Here is a 19666-nt window from a genome sequence, read left to right on the forward strand (position 1 = left end):
AGTACCGCTCAGACTGCGGTTTTATTGTTCTTATGCATGACTTCCCGGGCCAAATGCCGATAGGCCATCGCGCCCAGAGACCCCGAGTCATATTGCAAAACCGGCAACGCGTATGACGGAGCCTCACTGACCCGCACATTTCTGGGTATTTTGGTTTTAAATACCATCTCACCCAGATTGTCACGTGCGTCTTTTTCGACCTGACGGGACAAGTTGTTGCGGTTGTCATACATAGTCAGCACAACACCTTCGATTCTGAGGTCTGGATTCGCAGTCTGTCGCACCTCGCGAATGGTCAGCATGAGCTGAGACAAACCCTCTAATGCGAAGAACTCGCTTTGCAATGGCACCAGTACGGAATGCGCTGCGACCATCGCGTTTACCGTCAGAAGATTCAGCGATGGCGGACAGTCAATCAGGACGAAATCCAGATCGTACTTATCAATAGCAGTCTGGCGTAACGCGTCATGCAGTAAATAGCTGCGTTTTTCGTTCGAAATCAGTTCGATATCGGCGGAACTGAGGTCTACCGTAGCGGGGACAACGAGAATACCTTCAATCTCCGAGTCCTGAACGACCGCATCCAAAGGCGCATCATCCAGAATCAGATCATAAGTTGTCCAATCTCGATCCTCGACTCCTAAACCGGTTGAAGCATTTCCCTGTGGATCCAGATCAACCACTAAAACCCTGCATCCGGCCTCGGCCAGGCCTGCTGCCAAGTTTATGGCTGTTGTCGTCTTCCCAACTCCGCCCTTCTGGTTGGCTACCGCTATGATCCGGGGGCCTGAGGGACGAGATAGATCAACCACGTGATACTCCTTTGACCTTGAGGATGACGGCTTGGGGTTCTGTTAAACTTGTAATCGGATCACAGGTGAAATTCCATTCTTCCTGCGCATCTTGTACCTCTTTTTTCCAGCTTACACCTTTCGGCAACAAAGCGACGCCAGAATCGCCTAAATGTCTGTCACAAAAAGATAATAATACCCCGAGATCTGCCAAGGCGCGGGCAGACAAAACATCTGCATTCAGGGGGTCCACCGCTTCAATGCGTTTCGCCACCACTTTACAGTTTGCGCCACATTCCCGGGATACATTGCGTAAAAACGCAGATTTTCGCTGATCGCTTTCAACAAAGGTAAATTTTGCGTCTGGCGCTTCTTCAATCGCCATGATTGCACAGACCATACCAGGAAACCCGCCACCACTTCCAATATCAACCCAATGCGAAAAGTTCTCGGCACATCGAAAAACCTGAACGGAATCCAAAATGTGCCGTGTCCAGATTTCGGACAAGCTTTTGCGCGATACGAGGTTGATTTTCGGGTTCCAGCGCTCGACAAGGGCAACATATGTTGCCAGTCGATCAAATGTTTCACGTGAAACATTCAGACCGTCAAACAGCTCTTCCTTCATGCTTTGCGCACCCTCTGATCTCGGCGAAGCTTGGCCAACACCAAAGTCAGCGCTGCCGGCGTCACACCCTCTATCCGGCTTGCCTGCGCTACATTCTCGGGACGGGCGTTGGACAACTTCTGCTTCATCTCTGACGACAGCCCATCCAATGCGAAGAAGTCAAAATCACGCGGAATCTCATAGGCTTCATCGCGTTTCATCGCTTCGACATCACGTCTTTGCCGCTCGATATAATTCGCATACAGCGCATCGCGTTCCACTTGCTGCCGAATGCCTGATTCAACGTCCTGCAACTCAGGAATCAAGGGAACAAGGTCCTCAAAGCTCACATCAGGAAAGGCCAAAATCGCCATACCATCGCGGCGATTGCCATCCTGATTGACCTTGATACCAGCTTCTCGCACTTCTTTCGGAGTATAGGTATGATCTGTGAGCTTCTTTTTTGCAGCCTCCAACTTCTCCATTTTTTCAGAGAAGTGCTTGCGGCGCGTCTCGCTTACGCAACCTAGGCGTATGCCAATAGGTGTCAGTCGTTGGTCGGCATTATCGGCGCGCAAAGACAATCTAAACTCTGCCCGTGAGGTAAACATCCGATAAGGTTCTGCCACTCCGCGAGTAGTCAGGTCATCGACCATGACGCCAATATAACTGTCGGAACGCGTGAAATGGATTGGATCCCGACCCGAGACCTGAAGGGCAGCATTGAGGCCAGCCACCATTCCCTGAGCTGCAGCTTCCTCATATCCTGTGGTGCCGTTAATCTGACCCGCAAGATATAGTCCTGGCGCCTCAGGCAACGACAGTGATGATGTCAGAACGCGAGGATCTACGTAGTCATATTCGATGGCGTAGCCAGGTTGGAGGATCTCTGCCTTTTCCAGCCCCTTAATGGATCTGACATAATCGACCTGAACATCCTGTGGCAGTGAGGTAGAAATTCCATTCGGATAGATTGTGTGATCATTCACACCTTCTGGCTCGAGGAAAATCTGATGAGATTCCTTATCCGCAAACCGCACAATCTTATCTTCGATCGAAGGGCAATATCTGGGGCCTATACCGTCAATATGTCCCCCATACATCGCCGATCTGGAAAGATTCTTTTCAATGATCTCATGTGTTCTGGCATTGGTATGCGTAATCCCGCAAGAAATCTGCGGTGCCACCACCCCCATCGAAAGGAATGAGAACAGCGTAGGTTCATCATCGCCGTCCTGACGTTCGAGACCTGACCAATCAATCGTCCGACCATCCAGCCGGGGCGGTGTCCCCGTTTTCAAGCGTCCTAGCGGCAGGTTAAGGCGATCCAAACGCTCGGCCAGCTTTACCGAGGGACGGTCCCCCATACGCCCGCCAGGGCGCGATACGTCACCAATGTGAATAACGCCTCTCAAAAATGTCCCAGACGTCAGGATCACAGCGCCGGCCCGTATTTCAGACTCATCCGCCAATCGAATTCCGGTAACAGCAGGTCCATTCACCAGGAAATCTGTCACCTCGCCGACTACGACGCTGAGGTTCGGCTGTGCCGTGGTTTCTCGCTGCATCGCAGCTCGGTACAAAGCCCGGTCTGCCTGCGTTCTGGGCCCCTGAACTGCGGGGCCTTTACGGCGATTCAGCAAACGAAACTGAATTCCCGCCTGGTCTGCGACGCGCCCCATCACCCCGTCCAACGCGTCAATTTCGCGAACAAGATGCCCTTTGCCGAGGCCCCCGATAGCGGGGTTACAGGACATTACGCCGATATCAGTGGCCGACAGAGTCACAAGGGCGGTAGTCGCACCCATCCGGGCGGCCGCATGGGCCGCCTCTGTTCCGGCGTGGCCCGCTCCGATAACGACGACGTCAAAATCCGAATGTTTCACGTGAAACACTCCTTACTTTCCCAGGCAGAAGCTTGAGAATATTTCATCCAACAAGTCTTCTACACCAATTCTGCCAACCAGAGCTTCCAAAGCGCGGATCGCGGTCCTCAGTTCCTCGGCTGCGATATCATACAGGTCGGGACCTGATTCCAGAACAGCGATTGCAGCACTAAGTGCATCGCGCGCTGTGATCAGCGCTATACGATGCCTTTCACGCGTGGCGATACCATGGGTAGTAGTTCGATCACCTAAAACACGCGATATGTTGGAAATCAACCGATCCACACCCTGCCCGGTTTTCCCTGAGATTCCTTCATCAGAACTGTTTCTCAGATCGGATTTCGGAAGAACCTGAATATCTCCCTCCAACAGCTGAACGCCCAGCTCTTTTGGATCATCAGTCAGAAATACGCGCAGATCGGCGGCCTCGGCGCGCTTTTTGGCCCGCTCAATTCCCAGGCTTTCGACGTGATCGTCGGTTTCCCGCAAGCCCGCTGTATCCAACAAAGTAACGGGAAGTCCCTCAAGGTCCATTCGAACTTCAATCACATCGCGCGTTGTGCCGGCATATTCCGACGTGATCGCTGCATCGCGACCTGCCAGAGCATTCAGCAATGTCGACTTTCCGGCATTTGGCAAGCCAACAATCGCAACCTCGAACCCGGTTCGAATGCGTTCTGCAATACGAACCCCTTCAGCTTCACGTTGTAAATCTGCAATGACATCTGTGATCAACTGGCGTACTTCAGGGGTAACATCGGTTGGCACCTCTTCATCGGCAAAATCAATCACTGCCTCAAGCAGCGATGCGGCGCGGATCAAATCGCGCCGCCAGCGTTCAGCCAAATTCCCAAGCTCTCCGGCCAGAATGATCTGTGCTTGCTTGCGTTGAGCTTCTGTCTCAGCGTCGATCAGATCGGCAAGGCCCTCGACCTGTGTCAAATCCATTTTGCCGTTTTCCAAGGCACGGCGGGTGAATTCCCCGGGATCGGCCAGGCGCAAACCGTCCATGTCCGCAAGGCAGCGCATGACGGCGTTGACAGCCGCTGTACTGCCGTGAATCTGTAGCTCTGCCACGTCTTCGCCAGTAAAGCTGGCCGGGGCCTGGAAGGTCAGAACTACCCCATCATCCAGGCGCGATCCGTCTTTGCCATACAGGCTGCGCACCCGCATCCCGCGGGAGGGCAAAGCAGCACCGGAAAGAGCAGCCGCGGCAGGATGCGCCAAGGGGCCCGAGAGACGGATGACCGCCACCCCTGCCTTGCCTTGCGCGCTGGCCAAGGCGAATATCGTATCCATTCGACCGCCTCGCTTGCGTCCAGGACCTGTGTCAGGTGTTCATCGAATCGAAGAACTCGCCATTTGTCTTGGTCTGTTTCAACTTGGACAACAGGAACTCGATCGCATCGGTAGTGCCCATCGGGTTCAGGATACGGCGCAGAACAAAGGTCTTGGCCAGATCACCCTTATCGACCAGCAAATCCTCTTTCCGCGTACCGGATTTGAGGATGTCGATAGCCGGGAACACGCGCTTATCTGCGATCTTACGATCCAGAACAATTTCCGAGTTACCGGTGCCTTTGAATTCTTCGAAGATGACTTCGTCCATCCGGCTGCCGGTATCAATCAGCGCAGTGGCGATGATGGTCAGCGAGCCGCCTTCTTCGATATTCCGTGCCGCACCAAAGAATCGCTTAGGCCGTTGCAGAGCGTTTGCATCCACACCGCCGGTCAGAACCTTACCCGAGGAGGGAACCACGGTATTAAATGCCCTACCAAGTCTTGTGATCGAGTCGAGAAGAATAACAACATCTCGTTTATGCTCGACCAAACGCTTGGCTTTTTCGATAACCATCTCAGATACGGCAACGTGGCGGGTGGCGGGTTCGTCAAAAGTCGACGACACGACCTCGCCCTTCACCGAACGCTGCATGTCAGTCACCTCTTCCGGCCGCTCGTCGATCAGTAGGACGATCAGATAGCACTCAGGGTGGTTCTTTTCGATCGAGTTCGCAATATTCTGCAGGATCACCGTCTTACCGGTCCGTGGCGGTGCCACAATCAACGACCGCTGGCCTTTACCGATCGGCGAAACCAGATCGATGACACGGGCGGACTTGTCCTTGATGGTTGGGTCTTCGACCTCCATCTTCAGGCGCTCATCCGGATAAAGCGGTGTCAGGTTGTCGAAAGCAACTTTATGCCTGGCTTTCTCGGGATCTTCGAAATTGATCTTGGTGACCTTGATCAGTGCGAAATACCGTTCGTTCTCGTCCGGCGCCTTGATATCACCTTCGACCGTATCACCGGTGCGCAACGAATGCTGACGGATCATTTCTGGCGAGACATAGATATCATCAGGACCAGGCAAATAGTTCGCCTCGGGCGAACGCAGGAACCCGAACCCATCTTGCAGAACCTCAAGTACGCCATCGCCGCCCACGGTCCAGCCTTCATCTGCGCGTTCGCGCAGAATCTGGAACATCATCTCGCCTTTTCGCATGGTCGAGGCGTTTTCGATCTCAAGCTCTTCGGCCATCGCCAGAAGGTCTTTGGGGCTTTTGGCTTTCAGATCGGCCAGATTGAGGGATTCATTAGACATGATGATAAGAACCTTGGCCGCATGGATGCGGCTCGGACTGGAATTTCAATACGGAAGATACGCCGCCCGGACGGGCGTGTTACGCGATAAATAAGCGCTTACCTACAAAGAGTCAAATAGCTGCTCAGAACTTCAGAACGACCGCCAGAACGATGATAACCATCAAAATGGTAGGCACCTCGTTCATCATGCGATACTGCCGCCCAGTGAGCGTATTTCGGCCCTCTAAGAAGTCCTTTCGACGTTCCATCAGCCAGTAGTGGAACCAAGTCATCGCAATCACTGCTGCGCCTTTGACCCAGGGCCAGGCAAAATCCCAGCCGACTATGCCTGGAGTGAGTACCATGATCAGGCCGCAGGCCCAGGCCACGTACATCGCCGGGCGCATGATCACCCGCAGCAGCTTTTCTTCCATTTCAAAGAAGATCTCCTGCGCCCCGTCAACGCCTTGGGCTTTTTCTACGTGATAGACGTACAATCTAGGCAGATAGAACAAACCGGCCATCCAAGAGATTACGGCCATGATGTGCAGGGACTTCGCCCAAGGATAGATGGCGAAAAGAAGATCAGTCATTCCAGCTCCGGGCGTGGTTTGGATCTCTCCCTATAAAAAAAATTGGAAAAGAGAAAGGATGATGGTTTTGTAGGGTGATCAAATTCCGTGGATTACTTATTTACCCATCTGTTTTCCCCAAGTGGATAGTTTCACCCGAGAACTGGGTAATTCTGTTGATTTCATAAAAAACAACAATAAAACAATATGTTATGATTATATAGGACGTAGAATTCAGGGGATAACTTGATGAATAAGCTGGGATATCCCGCTTGTCCCGATGTTCAAAGTTATCCTTGTCCAGACTGGACAGGGTTCGGGCGACTCATAGAAGTTTTTCGCGAAAACACCGGGCTTGCGTGTCAACAGGAAAACCATACAAACCATCCTTGAACGATCAACCATTTGCTCAGGGGGTTTTCCACATTTCTGTCCCCATCATATTGGCCTCGGGGTCATCCATTCGCGCGCAGTTGCTAGAGAATGCGGGCGTGCGGTTTACCGTTCAAACTGCACGCGTGGACGAAGAGACCGCCAAACGGGCTTTGCTGGCCGAAGAGGCATCTCCACGTGATATTGCCGATACTCTGGCAGAGATGAAAGCCCGCAAGGTCAGCGACAAGGTGCCGGGGCCGATGGTTCTGGGATGTGATCAGGTGCTGGATTTCGAAGGTCAGCTTTTGTCCAAACCGCAATCGCCCGAGGATGCGCTGGCGCAGCTCAAAGCGATGCGGGGCAAGCGGCATATGCTGTTATCCGCAGCCGTCATCTATCAGAATGGCGAGCCGATCTGGCGACATGTAGGTCAGGTGCGCTTGCGGATGAGGATGAGTTCGGACGCCTATCTGCGCGATTATGTTGCGCGCAACTGGGACAGCATCCGCCACGCTGTCGGGGCTTATAAGCTTGAGGAAGAAGGCGTGCGGCTGTTCGCAACCATTGACGGTGACTATTTTAACGTTTTGGGTATGCCCCTATTGGAGCTGTTGAATTTTCTGGCGGTCAAAGGGGTGATTGATCAATGAGTGGCAAGCAGATCCCGCTGGCGGGTGTGATCGGGCATCCGATTTCCCATTCGAAATCCCCAATACTGCATGGCCATTGGCTGAAAACTTATGGCCTGGCCGGTCACTATATCCCCATGGATGTCGCACCGGATGATCTTGAGGCTGTTCTACGAACCTTGCCCAAAGCCGGATTTGTCGGGGCCAACATCACAGTGCCCCATAAAGAGGTAGCCTTGGATCTGGCGGATACGGCTTCGAACCGGGCCAGGCAGATCGGGGCTGCTAATACGCTTGTGTTTCAGCCCGACGGTTCGATCCATGCGGATAACACCGATGGGTACGGGTTCATGCAGAACCTGCGCAGCGGCGCCCCAGATTGGATTCCAGCGGATGGTCCCGCGGTTGTCTTTGGTGCCGGAGGTGCCGCGCGTGCTGTTCTTCAAGCGTTGGTCGATGCAGGTGTGCCCGAGATTTTGTTGACCAACCGGACGCGCTCACGTGCAGATCGCCTGAAGGAAGAGTTTGGCACGACCATAACGGTGGTGGATTGGTTGAAAGCGGGCAACGTGGTTGAAGATGCGGAACTTGTGGTCAACACAAGTTCGCTTGGGATGCACGGCCAGCCCGAGCTGCGGGTGCCTCTGGACGGGTTACAGCCCGGTGCCATTGTCACCGATCTGGTCTATGCGCCACTTAAGACACGCTTGCTGGAAACAGCAGAACAGGCGGGATGCACACCCGTAGATGGCCTTGGCATGTTGCTGCATCAGGCCGTACCTGGATTTGAAAGCTGGTTTGGGGTGCGCCCTGAAGTCACTTCTGATTTGCGTGCTGCGGTGCTGGGATGAGCTTTGCACTTGGCCTGACCGGTTCTATCGGCATGGGAAAAAGCACAACTGCCAGCATGTTCGTCGACGAAGGCTGTGCGTTGTGGGACGCAGATGCCGCCGTGCATCGGCTATACGCGCGTGGCGGGACAGCGATCAAGCCGATGCGTAGGGCGTTTCCTGAGGCCATTATCGACGGCGCGGTTAGCCGGGAAGTATTGAAACGGTTCATTTCGGCAGACCCAGCGGCGCTGAAAGCGATTGAGGCCATTGTTCACCCGCTGGTGGCGGCGGATCGAGCGGTGTTCCGGGAACAAGCCACCGCAGATATTCTTGTTTTCGATATTCCGCTGCTTTTTGAAACCGGTGGAGATGCGGCGATGGATGCGGTCGCCTGTGTCTCGGTCCCGGCTGACGAGCAGAAACGCCGCGTGATGGCGCGCGGTACCATGACCGAGGCGCAGTTCGAGCAGATCAAAGCCAAGCAGATGCCGAATGACGAAAAATGCGCGCGGTCTGATTTTGTGATCGTCACGGACAGTCTGGACCACGCCCGCGCGCAAGTGCAGGATGTGGTCAGACAGATACGGGTAGGGCTGACAGATGCGTGAGATCGTACTCGATACAGAAACCACAGGCTTTGATCCTGAAAGCGGCGACCGGATTGTGGAAATCGGTGCGGTTGAGCTTTGGAATCATGTGGCCACGGGCGAGACCTATCACGTCTATATCAACCCCCAACGGTTCATGCCCGAAGAGGCGTTTGGCGTGCATGGCATTGGCCCGGACCTGCTGGAACCGCCCCGGCCGGTGGAAAAAGGTCAGGTCACGCTGAAGGACAAGCCGGTTTTTGCCAAGGTTGGTCAGGGGTTTCGGGATTTTGTCGCTGACTCGAAACTGGTGATCCACAATGCGTCATTCGACATGAAGTTCCTGAATGCCGAGCTGGGCTGGATGGGTCTGCCGCCGATCCCGATGGATCAGGCGCTGGATACGCTGGCGATTGCGCGCAAACGGTTTCCGGGCTCGCCCGCCTCGCTGGATGCGTTGTGCCGGCGGTTCAACATAGACAACTCGAACCGGGTCTTGCACGGAGCGTTGCTCGACTCTGAAATTCTCGCTGAGGTCTATCTTGAGCTGATCGGCGGACGTCAGCCAGATTTCGGGCTGTCGACCTCTGCGTCTTCTTCGGTTGGCGGAGCAGAAGAGTGGCGGCCATCGCCGCGCAAAGATGCCTTGCCGTCCCGGATCACCCAAGACGAACGCGCGGCGCATGAGAAATTTATTGATAAACTGGGCGAAAACGCCCTTTGGTCCCGCGCCTGAGATCACTCCGGCGCGGGGAGGGCTGATTAGGCCTGAGTCTTTTGCGTCTCGGCTTGGCGACGCATCAATTCATTCCGGTACAGGCTGACAAAATCAATATTGTCCAGGTTAACCGGCGGGTATCCTCCATCGCGCGTGATGTCGCTGACGATGCGGCGCAGGAACGGGAACAGCATGCGCGGGCATTCGATCATCAGGAACGGATGCAGCTGGTCTTCGGCGACACCTTCCACATGGAACAGGCCGCAATAATCCAGCTCGCACAGGAACAGGATGTCTTCCATGCCCTTGGCTTTGGATTTGAGGTTCAGCTTGATCGACACCTCGTATTGATGCTCAGCCGGGCGCTTTTTGGCGTCCAGATTGACCTGAACCGCGATCTCGGGCTGGACATCGCCAGACACGCCTTTTTGCGCCATCACGTTTTCAAAGGACATATCGCGAATGAATTGTCCCAGAACGCGCATCTGGATCTGGGGTGCGGTCTGGGCCGCGGTGTTTTCTTGGGCGCCGTCTTCGGCCATGGGTCTACTCCGAAACTGAAATTCGCCACTGCTTAGCAAGTTGGGCGAGGCACCTCAATGCTGGTGCGGCCCTTCGACCCATTTCGATGGCTTTGACGGGTTCTGACGGGGACGAACCTCGGTGTATTCACCGTCGACCACATCGCCCTGGGTCGATGCTTGGGGCCCGGTCCTGAACTGCGTCCCGCCGCCCATCTGAAACTGCGTGATTGTGACCTTCGAGCGGAGATAACGGAATACAGAGACCCGGACGCCAGGGATTAACAGCGCAAATCCAACGGCATCGGTGAAAAACCCCGGTGTCAGCAGCAAGACACCAGACAGCAAGATCATCGCGCCATGGGCCAAAGGTTCGGTCGGGTCGTCAAGCTCTGCAAAGGACCGTTGCAGGTTTTCCAGCGCCATGCGACCTTGTGTCCGCACCAAAGCGGTACCCAGAACGGCCGTTAGAACCACGATCGCAAGGGTTGGCCACAGTCCGATTAGCCCACCAACCTGAATGAACAGGCCGATTTCGATGATCGGAACAAGTAAAAAAGCCAGGAACAGGTACATTTGCATTATCCTTTACTGCAGGTCGGGCGGTAGACTTGTCCCGAACTGTCACCTACATAGTGGCAAGAGGCCGTGTATACAAAGTCGCGGTCTGACCAAGAGGATGAAATGAACGAACCAATGATCCAGTTGCTGGTCCTGGCCGGAATTGCCGTTTTCCTGATCCTGCGCCTGAAAAGCGTACTGGGTACACGTGAGGGTTTTGAGAAACCCCCGCTTCAACAACAGTCCGAAGCCAATAAGTCGCGCCGTGATTTTGAGGTGATTGAGGGTGGGCCAGATCACGACATTACCGATCACGTGCCCGAGGACAGCGAACAGGCGCAGACCCTATCCGCTATGAAACGGATCGAGCCGGGCTTTTCGGTGGGTGAATTTGTTCAGGGCTCTCGCGGCGCTTATGAGATGATCGTCATGGGGTTCGAAAAGGGCAATCTGGATGAAATCCAGCCCTTCCTGTCGGAAGAGGTATTTGAAACCTTTGTTTCGGTCGTTGCCGCGCGCGAGGATCAGGGGCTGACCATCGAGGCCGAATTTATCGGTGTGCGCGAAACCACACTGGCAGATGTGAGCTTTGACAAGGATACCAACCAGGCCGAAATCACCATGAAATTTGTTGGTGAGCTGACTTCGGCCGTGCGGGATCGTGGTGGCGATATCATCGAGGGCAACCCAAACACGGTTAAACGTCAAAAGGACAGCTGGACCTTTGCCCGCGTTATGGGCTCGGACGATCCGAACTGGCTGCTTGTTGCCACGGACGCATGATTGCAGCGTTTCGGTCGCTTTTCCTGGTGGCTGTCATGACCACCTCTGCCAGCGCCGAGGTGACACGATCCATACTGTCCTACGATGACCTGAATGGCTGGGCCGCCGATGATCACCGGGCGGCCCTTTCGGTTTTTCTGAACACGTGCGGTGATCTGGATGATCCGGACTGGCAGGCATTGTGCGGCGTGGCGCGCACCTATAAGCCCGATGCGGCCCGGTCATTTTTTGAGCTGTTCTTCCGTCCCGTTCTGGTCGAAGACGGGAAGGATGGCCTGTTCACAGGCTATTTTGAACCCGAACTGGACGGGTCCAAAACCAGATCGGAGCGGTATAAATACCCGATCTATAAAATGCCTCCTGAGGCGCGCGGAGCCGAAAAATGGTTATCCCGTCGCGATCTGCTGACCGGTGATGTCATGCAGGGCCGCGGTCTTGAAATCGCCTGGGTGGACGACCCAGTCGAGCTGTTCTTTCTGCAGATTCAGGGCTCAGGCCGTATCCGGTTGCCCGATGGGAAGGCGCTGCGGGTCGGTTATGGGGGCGCCAATGGGCATCCTTATCGTTCGATCGGGTCCGAACTGATCCGGCGCGGTGCCCTGGGTGCGCATCAAGTCAGTGCGCAGATGATCAAATCCTGGGTCCGCAAGAACCCCGAGGCGGGTACCGAATTGCTGTTTCACAACCCGTCTTATGTGTTCTTCCGCGAGGTGAATCGTGTTGCACCGGAATTTGGCCCTCTGGGTGCGATGAACCGTTCGGTCACCACCATGCGCAGCATTGCCGCCGATCCGGCATACACACCGCTGGGTGCTCCAGTCTGGGTCGAAAAGGACGGCAAGGATCCTTTGCGCAGGCTGATGATCGCTCAGGATACCGGGTCGGCCATCAAGGGCGCACAACGGGCTGATATTTTCTTTGGAACCGGCGATGCCGCAGGAGTCGCAGCGGGGCGCCTGAAAGATCCGGGTCGCATGGTGGTTCTGCTGCCGATTCAGCGCGCATATGCTCTTTTACCGGACGAGTTCTGATGTCGCGCCGCAAATTGACCCCTGACGAAATGGATCTGTGGCGCAAGGTGACCAAACAGGCAGATCGCCTGCATCCCGAACTCCCGCAGTCGGTGCACCCCACCTCATTGCCCAGGCCGAAACCGACAAAGACCTTTAAGCCCCGGATCGAGGCGTTTGAAGTCGGGCAGAACGCGGCTGGCAGGGGTGTAGGGCATGTGTTGAAACCATCCGTTACCGAAGGGTTACGCGCCAACCCAGTGCAAATGGACAGCAAGGCTTTCGCCCGGATGAAACGTGGCAAGCTCCGACCCGAGGGCAAGTTGGACTTGCATGGCTTGCGGATGGACACGGCCTATCCGGCGCTGGTGCGCTTTGTGCTAACCGCGCAGGCTTCGGGCAAGCGTCTGGTTCTGGTGGTGACCGGCAAAGGCAAGGACCGGGATGAGCCCGGCCCCATCCCCACTCCGCGCGGCGTCTTGCGCAATCAGGTACCGCAATGGCTGTCACTGCCGCCCTTGGCACAGGCTGTGATGCAGGTGACGCCCGCGCATATCAGCCATGGTGGCGACGGGGCCTATTACGTCTATCTGCGCCGCAGTCGCTAAAGCGTGCGTGCGGCGCGGCTGATGCCAATCCAGGTCAGCAGACAAACCAGCAGGAAGAATACTCCGATCCACAGGAACTGCGTGTCCAGCGGAACCCCCTGATCAATCAACACGCCGGTCAGTCCGGGGCCAATCGCCGACCCAAGGACCATGACCGCAGTGGCCATGGCCTTGATCGCGCCAATATGACGGGTTCCATAGAATTCCGCCCAGAACGCGCTGGGCAAGGTGCTGTTTGCGCCGACGGTAAGCCCCAGAAAGACCAATGCAGCAACCGCACCCCCAATGGAGGTGCTTGCAGACGCCAACATGAACCCGATAGCTATCGGCACCTGATAAAAGGGCATCATCCGGGCGGTTCCCCATTTATCCAGCGCCCATCCCGCGACAAACATCGAGATCAGGGAAACACCTGTGTAGACGGGAAACAGCGCCACCAACTCGATATGTTGCCAGCCTTTGATCTCGGCCAGATGGACCTGATGAAAGAAGAAGGCGGTGATAAAGGCAGAAGGACCCAGCAAAGCGGGGGCCATGAACCAGAACAACGGGTTCAGCAAAGCGTCGGTGCGTGTCCAGTGCCGCCCCTGCATACCTGATGCCGAATACTCGCTGGCCAGACTTTGCGGTGTGCGCTCTTGCCGAAGCAAGCGCAGCAGAATCGGAATGCCGGCCACACAAATACCTGCCGAGATGATCCAGAGCAGGCGCCAATCCAAAAACACCATCGCAGCGACAAAGATTACCGGCAAAAGCGCTTCGCCAACCGCAAATCCGACCGAGGCGATCGACAAGGCCCTGCCACGCGTTGCGGTGAACCAGCGGGCCATCGCGACCAAGGCCAGATGGGTGCTCATCCCCTGCCCGAACAGGCGCAACAGGAAGATCACCAGCGGTAGCAGGATCAGCCAGCGGTTCAACGCCATCGCTAGCGCCGCCACGGCTAGCCCAGCCAGAACAGCGGGGCCGAGCACACGCACCCGGAAGATATCCGTAAGTCCACCCGCCCAGATCATGATGATGGCGGATGCGGTTGTACCCAGCGAATAGATCCCACCCCAGGCCCCATGGCTCAGCCCGAACGCCGCACGAATTTCGCCGGAAAAGATCGAGATGAAGAACGTTTGCCCAAAACAGGACAGAAAAGTCAGCAGAACTCCGGCGCCAAGCCATGAGGCATTTGCTTTCAGATAATGCCCCAGGTGAAAGGACATTACGGAGAGCTGACCTTGGCCTGCCCGGTCTCGGTCAGCTCAATCTCGGTCGCCCCGGTCGGGTTGCGGACCTCGGCGGGGGCGATCACGTCAATCCCGCGTTGCCTGCCAAAGGTACTGCTGACCCGGCGGGCGGAATTGATAATCGCCAAAAGCGCCGGAGAGGTAGCAGCCACGAAATGAGACGACCCGGCATCGCTGTTGAAGGCGGTCGTATCCAGAATACTGATCTTATATTCGGACAGCGCATCGGCCGAGCTGATATTTCCCAGACGTTCGCTTTTGGCGGTACCGCGCAGGCGTGCGGATATACTCAGCAGCCTGTCTTTGCGTGAGATCATCACAATGAACGGGTCAGGCAGCGTTTTGATGCTGTCCATCTGCGACCGGAACAGATCGACATCCAGATCCGGTGCGATCAGAACAACCCCTTCGATATTCCGATGCGACCAGCCCGGTTCGCGCAGCTCGGCCTGCCGCATCATCTCCATCGTCAGGGCGGTGCCCATGGAATGCGCCACAAGGATAACCCGATCGACCCCCATTGATTTCAGCTGGCGAACAGTTTGTTCCAGACCATCACGGGCGAACAGCATGCTGTCGATGTCATAGGCATAGCCATAACCCGTTGCCTGGCTTGGCCAGGAATAGACCATGGTTTCACCCGGTATTTCCAGATCATGTTCCAACTGCGCGGCGCGGAACACTGTTTCCGACTGGGTCGTGTTATAGCCGTGGATAAAGATCGAAACCTCGTCCACACCTCTTAGTCGCGAGGCAAGGCCCTGGGGTCCGGCAAGCTCGTCTTCATCAGCCATCACGAACTGATTTTCCGGGTCCGGGTCGGCATAGGAAAAATCCAATGTCCCGGGTGTGTGATTGGGTGGAATCGAGACCGTCATCTCGAGAAATTGCAGCTGATCGCTGCGGCGGTACCCATAGGATCCGTCCGCTTCGCGCGCGCGGGTGGTTGCTGCGTAAATGGTTTTGGGCGTGCCAATGTCCAGTGCCGAGGGCACGGTTTGAGATACGGTCCGGTCGACACATGCGGCAAGCGTTGCCGCAGTCAGGACAAAAATAATATAGCGCAGCACCTGTCGCCCCCTAAGGAATTTGCGCACACGCTACTCTATTCTGATCCCAGGTCCAGCGGGGTCAATGACGCGGACCGGCAAAAACCGGCTGGAGATATTACAGAACGTAACGGCTGAGGTCCGTAGACTTTGTCAGCTCACCAAGATTGTCGTCAACGAACTGTGCATTCACGGTGATTTCCAAACCGGCCTGATCGGGGGCTGTGAAAGACAATTCCTCGAATACGCGCTCCATCACGGTGTAAAGCCGACGTGCGCCGATATTCTCGACGCTTTGGTTCACATCCGCTGCGATTTTCGCCAGGGCCGCGATGCCGTCTTCGGTAAAGCTGACCGTGACATCCTCGGTGCCCATCAAGGCAGTGTACTGGCGGGTCAGCGCGTTGTCTGTCTCGGTCAGGATGCGGACGAAATCCTCTTCGGTCAGTGCGCGCAGCTCGACACGGATCGGCAGGCGCCCCTGCAGTTCCGGCAACAGGTCGGACGGTTTGGCAATATGAAACGCGCCAGAGGCAATGAAAAGAATGTGGTCGGTTTTGACCGGCCCATGCTTGGTGGAGACGGTTGTGCCTTCGATCAGAGGCAATAGGTCACGCTGCACCCCCTCGCGGCTGACATCACCGCCGCGTGCGTCCGAACGGGCGCAAACCTTGTCGATCTCGTCCAGAAACACGATGCCGTTCTGTTCAACCGATTCCAGCGCCGCGCGGTTTACGGTTTCGTCATCCAACAGTTTGTCGGCCTCTTCCCCGATCAGCATGTCATAGCTTTCGGCGACGGTCAGGCGTTTCTTGACGGTGCGCCCGCCAAAGGCCTTGCCGAAAATATCGCCCAGATTCATCATCCCCATCTGACTGCCCGGTTGGCCAGGGATATCGAACATCGGCATCTGGCTTGAGGTATCCGTCAGTTCCAGCTCGATCACTGTGTCGTCCAGCTCTCCGGATTTGAGCTTTTTGCGGAACATCTCGCGGGTGCCCTCACGTGCGTCTTCCCCGGCAATGGCGGTAATCACCCGGTCTTCGGCGGCCTGATGGGCCTTGGCTTTGACGTCCTCACGCATGAATTCACGGGTCTGCAGGATCGCGGCATCGGCCAGATCACGCACGATCTGTTCCACATCGCGGCCAACATATCCAACCTCGGTGAATTTGGTGGCCTCGACCTTGATGAAGGGTGCGCGGGCCAACTTGGCCAAACGCCGGCTGATCTCAGTCTTGCCAACGCCGGTGGGGCCGATCATCAGGATATTCTTGGGATAAACCTCATCCCGGATGTCATCAGCCAGTTGCTTGCGCCGCCAGCGATTACGCAGCGCCACGGCGACCGCGCGCTTGGCATCCTTCTGCCCGATGATAAAGCGATCCAGTTCCGAGACAATCTCGCGCGGGGTCAGGTCGGTCACGGGGGCAGTCCTTTCGGTCGGCATAAGTTGGCTGCGGTCTAGGTAATCACCGCAACGGCGAAAACAACAGCGGCAGCGTTGGTTAGCAATGCCCCACCCGGTTTGCAAATGCTTTCCATAGGTAAAGCGCCCGGCCTCTGGTACAGTGATTTCAAAGCGTTGAGGGCCCGGAGCGCGGAAATGACCAAGATTGCCAAGATCACCCTGCTGTTTGTCGTGTTTGTCGACCTGATCGGGCAAGGGTTGGTCTTTCCGATCATCAACTCACTGATCATGGAGACGAAATCGGGGTTCCTGCCTGAAAACACGGCCATGGGCACCCGGCATTTCTACTACGGCTTGGTGATTGGCTGTTTCTTTCTGTCCTGGTTTCTGGGCGTGGTCTATGTCTCTAAGGTTTCAGATTCCATTGGTCGCAAGAACGCGCTGTTAGTGTGTCTGGGAGGGGCATTGATAGGTTATGCGCTGACCATCGCCGCGCTGTATCTCAACAGCCTGCTGCTGTTGATTGTCGGCCGGTCGATCACCGGGTTTACAGCTGGCAACCAGCCGATCGCGCAGGCGGCAATGATTGACGGCAGCACCGATGCCGCCGACCGCGACCGCAACATGGGCTATATCGTGACAGGTGTCAGCTTTGGCCTGGTTGGTGGTCCCATTATTGGCGCGGTCCTGTCGGACTCGGCCCTGCTGGGCAGCGCGGCGACGCTGAAAACGCCATTCTACGGCGCCTTTGTTCTGGTATTGATCGCCATTTTCCTTGTCGCCGCGTATTTCAAGGATACCCGGACCGAGCGTGAGCCCTTTGTCTTTCGCCCCCGCGATATCACCGACAGCCTGATAGCGGTGCGCGAACATCCGATGGTTCTGAAAATCATGCCGGTCTATGGCCTGTTTATGATCGCCAATGTGACCTTCTATGTGTTTGTCGACAACTTCTTGACCAGCGCATTTGGATACGGGGTCATCGGCGGCAGCATGGCCATGGTCGTCATTGGGGTTGCGCTGGCCTTTTCCAGCACCTTCCTGGTCAAACCTGCGCAGGAACGGTTCAGCAAACACCAGATCATCTATGTCTCACTGGTTGTGATGGTGATCAGCGGCCTAGGTTTCGCCTTCAGCCCCAGCGGTGTGCTGAGCTATGTCCCGGTCTTTTTCTTCTATTTCTTCTTTGGCGTCTCATACCCGACACTGCTGGGCCTGTTTTCCTCCAGTGTCAGCGACACCGATCAAGGCTGGGTCATGGGGGTGACCACGGCTGTCTTCTGTTTGGCCGGGGGCGTCATGTCCCTGATCGGCGGCGGGTTGATGAGTATCGACATCCGACTGCCCTACTACATCGTGATCCTGACCGCCCTGTTGGGGCTGGTCGGGATGCATATGCGGTGGAAGGGCAAAGAGATCCGAGAGCTGTTGGCCTGAGACAGTTCTGCGTCTTAGATCGTCTCAACCGTGAGATTGCCATTGGTATAGACGCAGATATCGGCGGCGATGGCCATGGCTTCGCGGGCGACTTGTTCCGCCGGTTTGTCGCCATCCATCATCGCGCGCGCCGCTGCCAGGGCAAAATTGCCACCCGATCCGATGGCAGCCACGTTGTGTTCCGGCTCCAGCACATCCCCTGCCCCGGTGATCACCAGCAGATCCTTGCCATCAGTGACGATCAGCATCGCCTCAAGCTTTTGCAGGTATTTGTCGGTGCGCCAGTCCTTGGCCAGCTCGACCGAGGCGCGGGCCAGTTGGCCGGGCGTGGCCTCAAGCTTGGTTTCCAGACGTTCCAGCAGGGTAAAGGCATCGGCGGTTGATCCGGCGAAGCCTGCGACAACCTCGAACCCGCCGGGTGACAGGCGGCGTACCTTGCGCGCGGTCCCTTTGATCACGGTCTGGCCCAAGCTGACTTGCCCGTCTCCGGCAATGACCACCTGCCCGCCTTTTTTGACGCCAATAATGGTTGTGCCGTGCCAACCGGGAAAGTCGCTGTCTGCCATGGGGGCCTCCGTTTTCGCCTGCTGTTCTATATGGGCCGGTCTCATCCGCAGCGCAACAGTTCACAACTTGCTTATAAGATATGCAAAAAACGCAAATCGGGGCTGTAAAACCAGCAATTGTGGGACTCAGTTGAAAATCCTACATGAGGCTCACAACCGACAACGGGTCGGCTGTTTCTGTTTATAAGGAATGCGCAAATGGCAACTACCGCAAATATCCATGCGCCGCTCGGAGCAGCTACCATCCTGCATGTAGTGGACGCGTTTTTTGGCGCTTTTGAAAAAGCCGCCGATTGGAATGAATCCCGCAAAACCCGCAATGCCCTGTCGGCTCTCAGTGATGAACAGCTGGACGATATCGGCCTGTGCCGCGCGGATATCACCACCCTCTGATCCACGAGAATTCGTGAATTCAAGATAAGCCGCCCGGGTCTGGGCGGCTTTTTCTTTTTCTGCGCAGCTTTTTCCAGTCAGACAATTCAGGCGGAAGCGCTTTGCCCCAGATACGAAAAAAGGCGCCCCGAATAAGGCGCCTTCAAACGTTGTTTCCCGAACCGGATCAGAGCGCTTCTTCGATCCAGCTTTGCAGCGCGGCTTTCGGCGCGGCGCCTGCGCGGTTCGAAACGACCTGACCATCCTTGAAGATGAACAGCGCCGGGATGCCACGTACGCCCATGGCGGCGGCAGAGTTCGGGTTGCTGTCTACATCGACCTTGGCGATCTTGACCTTGTCGCCATATTCAGCCGCCAACTCTTCCAGAGCGGGTCCGATCTGTTTACAGGGGCCACACCATTCGGCCCAGAAATCGACAACTACGGGGATGTCGGAATTCTTGACTTCGGCGTCAAAAGTATCGTCGGTAACAGCTACGGTCGACATATTCTGTCTCCTGAATGGGGA

Annotated in this window: 22 protein-coding genes; 9 read left to right on the plus strand and 13 right to left on the minus strand. The window is 56.0% G+C overall.

All coding sequences use genetic code 11. The annotated features are described in order from the left end of the window. Positions 1-8 precede the first annotated feature (8 nt). The 6 genes from AC2FFF_RS13635 to AC2FFF_RS13660 form a co-directional block, all read right to left on the minus strand. A complete protein-coding gene (locus tag AC2FFF_RS13635) occupies positions 9-812 on the minus strand; it encodes a ParA family protein (RefSeq protein ID WP_142637414.1) in 804 nt (267 codons plus the stop codon). Next, positions 805-1419, minus strand: a complete 615-nt coding sequence (rsmG, locus tag AC2FFF_RS13640; RefSeq protein WP_142637416.1) for a 16S rRNA (guanine(527)-N(7))-methyltransferase RsmG — start codon at positions 1417-1419, stop codon at positions 805-807. The genes AC2FFF_RS13635 and rsmG overlap by 8 nt, the downstream gene beginning before the upstream one ends. After that, positions 1416-3284 (minus strand): tRNA uridine-5-carboxymethylaminomethyl(34) synthesis enzyme MnmG, encoded by a 1869-nt coding sequence (mnmG, locus tag AC2FFF_RS13645; RefSeq protein ID WP_281973387.1) that lies wholly within the window; start codon positions 3282-3284, stop codon positions 1416-1418. The genes rsmG and mnmG overlap by 4 nt, the downstream gene beginning before the upstream one ends. Positions 3285-3296: 12 nt before the next feature. After that, positions 3297-4583, minus strand: a complete 1287-nt coding sequence (gene mnmE / locus AC2FFF_RS13650) for a tRNA uridine-5-carboxymethylaminomethyl(34) synthesis GTPase MnmE (protein ID WP_281973386.1) — start codon at positions 4581-4583, stop codon at positions 3297-3299. 31 nt (positions 4584-4614) lie between these two features. Further along, on the minus strand, positions 4615-5886 hold the full coding sequence (rho, locus tag AC2FFF_RS13655; RefSeq protein WP_142637421.1) for a transcription termination factor Rho: 1272 nt from the start codon (positions 5884-5886) through the stop codon (positions 4615-4617). A 124-nt stretch (positions 5887-6010) separates the two neighbouring features. After that, the gene (locus tag AC2FFF_RS13660) at positions 6011-6460 is read right to left on the minus strand and encodes a CopD family protein (RefSeq protein WP_271950620.1); all 450 of its coding nucleotides are present in this window, start codon (positions 6458-6460) and stop codon (positions 6011-6013) included. 404 nt (positions 6461-6864) lie between these two features. Between AC2FFF_RS13660 and AC2FFF_RS13665 the strand changes: the two genes are divergently transcribed. Genes AC2FFF_RS13665 through dnaQ form a run of 4 tightly spaced genes read left to right on the plus strand, consistent with a single transcriptional unit; the run spans position 6865 to position 9599 of the window. Next, a complete protein-coding gene (locus AC2FFF_RS13665; RefSeq protein ID WP_142637605.1) occupies positions 6865-7464 on the plus strand; it encodes a Maf family protein in 600 nt (199 codons plus the stop codon). Next, positions 7461-8294, plus strand: coding sequence for a shikimate dehydrogenase (locus AC2FFF_RS13670; protein WP_281973385.1), 834 nt, complete (start codon positions 7461-7463; stop codon positions 8292-8294). Before AC2FFF_RS13665 ends, AC2FFF_RS13670 begins: the two co-directional genes overlap by 4 nt. Then, positions 8291-8884 carry a dephospho-CoA kinase gene (coaE, locus tag AC2FFF_RS13675; RefSeq protein WP_281973384.1) on the plus strand — a complete coding sequence of 198 codons (594 nt, stop codon included), beginning with the start codon at positions 8291-8293 and terminating at the stop codon, positions 8882-8884. The genes AC2FFF_RS13670 and coaE overlap by 4 nt, the downstream gene beginning before the upstream one ends. Next, positions 8877-9599, plus strand: a complete 723-nt coding sequence (dnaQ, locus tag AC2FFF_RS13680; protein WP_271950625.1) for a DNA polymerase III subunit epsilon — start codon at positions 8877-8879, stop codon at positions 9597-9599. The genes coaE and dnaQ overlap by 8 nt, the downstream gene beginning before the upstream one ends. Before the next feature lie 26 nt (positions 9600-9625). Here dnaQ and secB read toward each other — a convergent pair whose 3' ends face one another. After that, positions 9626-10123: a protein-export chaperone SecB gene (gene secB, locus AC2FFF_RS13685; protein WP_142637430.1), complete on the minus strand. Its 498-nt coding sequence runs from the start codon at positions 10121-10123 to the stop codon at positions 9626-9628. Between the two features lie 54 nt (positions 10124-10177). Beyond that, positions 10178-10678, minus strand: a complete 501-nt coding sequence (locus AC2FFF_RS13690) for an FxsA family protein (RefSeq protein ID WP_142637432.1) — start codon at positions 10676-10678, stop codon at positions 10178-10180. A 108-nt stretch (positions 10679-10786) separates the two neighbouring features. Here AC2FFF_RS13690 and AC2FFF_RS13695 point away from each other — a divergent pair, with 108 nt between their 5' ends. From AC2FFF_RS13695 to AC2FFF_RS13705, 3 genes are read left to right on the plus strand one after another with little or no spacing between them, the layout of a single operon-like run. Next, positions 10787-11446 (plus strand): Tim44/TimA family putative adaptor protein, encoded by a 660-nt coding sequence (locus AC2FFF_RS13695; protein WP_142637434.1) that lies wholly within the window; start codon positions 10787-10789, stop codon positions 11444-11446. Next, on the plus strand, positions 11443-12477 hold the full coding sequence (mltA, locus tag AC2FFF_RS13700; protein WP_281973383.1) for a murein transglycosylase A: 1035 nt from the start codon (positions 11443-11445) through the stop codon (positions 12475-12477). The genes AC2FFF_RS13695 and mltA overlap by 4 nt, the downstream gene beginning before the upstream one ends. Beyond that, positions 12477-13064 (plus strand): Smr/MutS family protein, encoded by a 588-nt coding sequence (locus AC2FFF_RS13705; protein WP_142637438.1) that lies wholly within the window; start codon positions 12477-12479, stop codon positions 13062-13064. Before mltA ends, AC2FFF_RS13705 begins: the two co-directional genes overlap by 1 nt. Here the strand turns inward: AC2FFF_RS13705 and AC2FFF_RS13710 are convergent. The 3 genes from AC2FFF_RS13710 to hslU all read right to left on the minus strand — a co-directional run bounded on the left by AC2FFF_RS13710 (position 13061) and on the right by hslU (position 16777). After that, positions 13061-14278 carry an MFS transporter gene (locus AC2FFF_RS13710; protein ID WP_281973382.1) on the minus strand — a complete coding sequence of 406 codons (1218 nt, stop codon included), beginning with the start codon at positions 14276-14278 and terminating at the stop codon, positions 13061-13063. The genes AC2FFF_RS13705 and AC2FFF_RS13710 overlap by 4 nt on opposite strands. After that, positions 14278-15372 (minus strand): alpha/beta hydrolase, encoded by a 1095-nt coding sequence (locus AC2FFF_RS13715; RefSeq protein WP_142637442.1) that lies wholly within the window; start codon positions 15370-15372, stop codon positions 14278-14280. Before AC2FFF_RS13715 ends, AC2FFF_RS13710 begins: the two co-directional genes overlap by 1 nt. Positions 15373-15469: 97 nt before the next feature. After that, the gene (gene hslU / locus AC2FFF_RS13720) at positions 15470-16777 is read right to left on the minus strand and encodes an ATP-dependent protease ATPase subunit HslU (RefSeq protein ID WP_142637444.1); all 1308 of its coding nucleotides are present in this window, start codon (positions 16775-16777) and stop codon (positions 15470-15472) included. A 180-nt stretch (positions 16778-16957) separates the two neighbouring features. Here hslU and AC2FFF_RS13725 point away from each other — a divergent pair, with 180 nt between their 5' ends. Next, positions 16958-18199, plus strand: a complete 1242-nt coding sequence (locus AC2FFF_RS13725; RefSeq protein WP_281973381.1) for an MFS transporter — start codon at positions 16958-16960, stop codon at positions 18197-18199. Between the two features lie 14 nt (positions 18200-18213). Here the strand turns inward: AC2FFF_RS13725 and hslV are convergent, their stop codons facing one another. Continuing rightward, a complete protein-coding gene (gene hslV / locus AC2FFF_RS13730; protein WP_142637447.1) occupies positions 18214-18765 on the minus strand; it encodes an ATP-dependent protease subunit HslV in 552 nt (183 codons plus the stop codon). A 198-nt stretch (positions 18766-18963) separates the two neighbouring features. Here hslV and AC2FFF_RS13735 point away from each other — a divergent pair, with 198 nt between their 5' ends. Continuing rightward, on the plus strand, positions 18964-19158 hold the full coding sequence (locus AC2FFF_RS13735) for a DUF1127 domain-containing protein (RefSeq protein ID WP_142637449.1): 195 nt from the start codon (positions 18964-18966) through the stop codon (positions 19156-19158). Between the two features lie 166 nt (positions 19159-19324). Here AC2FFF_RS13735 and trxA read toward each other — a convergent pair whose 3' ends face one another. After that, positions 19325-19645 carry a thioredoxin gene (gene trxA, locus AC2FFF_RS13740; RefSeq protein WP_271950641.1) on the minus strand — a complete coding sequence of 107 codons (321 nt, stop codon included), beginning with the start codon at positions 19643-19645 and terminating at the stop codon, positions 19325-19327. Between the last annotated feature and the right edge of the window lie 21 nt (positions 19646-19666).

It is taken from the genome of Ruegeria sp. YTSA226, from assembly GCF_059609905.1.

What these genes read in the sequence shown, in the direction of transcription:
- rsmG (WP_142637416.1), bottom strand. Translation starts at nt 1,419, where the DNA reads ATGAAGGAAGAGCTGTTTGACGGTCTGAATGTTTCACGTGAAACATTT.
- mnmE (WP_281973386.1), bottom strand. Translation starts at nt 4,583, where the DNA reads ATGGATACGATATTCGCCTTGGCCAGCGCGCAAGGCAAGGCAGGGGTG.
- rho (WP_142637421.1), bottom strand. Translation starts at nt 5,886, where the DNA reads ATGTCTAATGAATCCCTCAATCTGGCCGATCTGAAAGCCAAAAGCCCC.
- AC2FFF_RS13660 (WP_271950620.1), bottom strand. Translation starts at nt 6,460, where the DNA reads ATGACTGATCTTCTTTTCGCCATCTATCCTTGGGCGAAGTCCCTGCAC.
- AC2FFF_RS13670 (WP_281973385.1), top strand. Translation starts at nt 7,461, where the DNA reads ATGAGTGGCAAGCAGATCCCGCTGGCGGGTGTGATCGGGCATCCGATT.
- coaE (WP_281973384.1), top strand. Translation starts at nt 8,291, where the DNA reads ATGAGCTTTGCACTTGGCCTGACCGGTTCTATCGGCATGGGAAAAAGC.
- dnaQ (WP_271950625.1), top strand. Translation starts at nt 8,877, where the DNA reads ATGCGTGAGATCGTACTCGATACAGAAACCACAGGCTTTGATCCTGAA.
- secB (WP_142637430.1), bottom strand. Translation starts at nt 10,123, where the DNA reads ATGGCCGAAGACGGCGCCCAAGAAAACACCGCGGCCCAGACCGCACCC.
- AC2FFF_RS13690 (WP_142637432.1), bottom strand. Translation starts at nt 10,678, where the DNA reads ATGTACCTGTTCCTGGCTTTTTTACTTGTTCCGATCATCGAAATCGGC.
- AC2FFF_RS13695 (WP_142637434.1), top strand. Translation starts at nt 10,787, where the DNA reads ATGAACGAACCAATGATCCAGTTGCTGGTCCTGGCCGGAATTGCCGTT.
- mltA (WP_281973383.1), top strand. Translation starts at nt 11,443, where the DNA reads ATGATTGCAGCGTTTCGGTCGCTTTTCCTGGTGGCTGTCATGACCACC.
- AC2FFF_RS13705 (WP_142637438.1), top strand. Translation starts at nt 12,477, where the DNA reads ATGTCGCGCCGCAAATTGACCCCTGACGAAATGGATCTGTGGCGCAAG.
- AC2FFF_RS13710 (WP_281973382.1), bottom strand. Translation starts at nt 14,278, where the DNA reads ATGTCCTTTCACCTGGGGCATTATCTGAAAGCAAATGCCTCATGGCTT.
- AC2FFF_RS13725 (WP_281973381.1), top strand. Translation starts at nt 16,958, where the DNA reads ATGACCAAGATTGCCAAGATCACCCTGCTGTTTGTCGTGTTTGTCGAC.
- hslV (WP_142637447.1), bottom strand. Translation starts at nt 18,765, where the DNA reads ATGGCAGACAGCGACTTTCCCGGTTGGCACGGCACAACCATTATTGGC.
- AC2FFF_RS13735 (WP_142637449.1), top strand. Translation starts at nt 18,964, where the DNA reads ATGGCAACTACCGCAAATATCCATGCGCCGCTCGGAGCAGCTACCATC.
- trxA (WP_271950641.1), bottom strand. Translation starts at nt 19,645, where the DNA reads ATGTCGACCGTAGCTGTTACCGACGATACTTTTGACGCCGAAGTCAAG.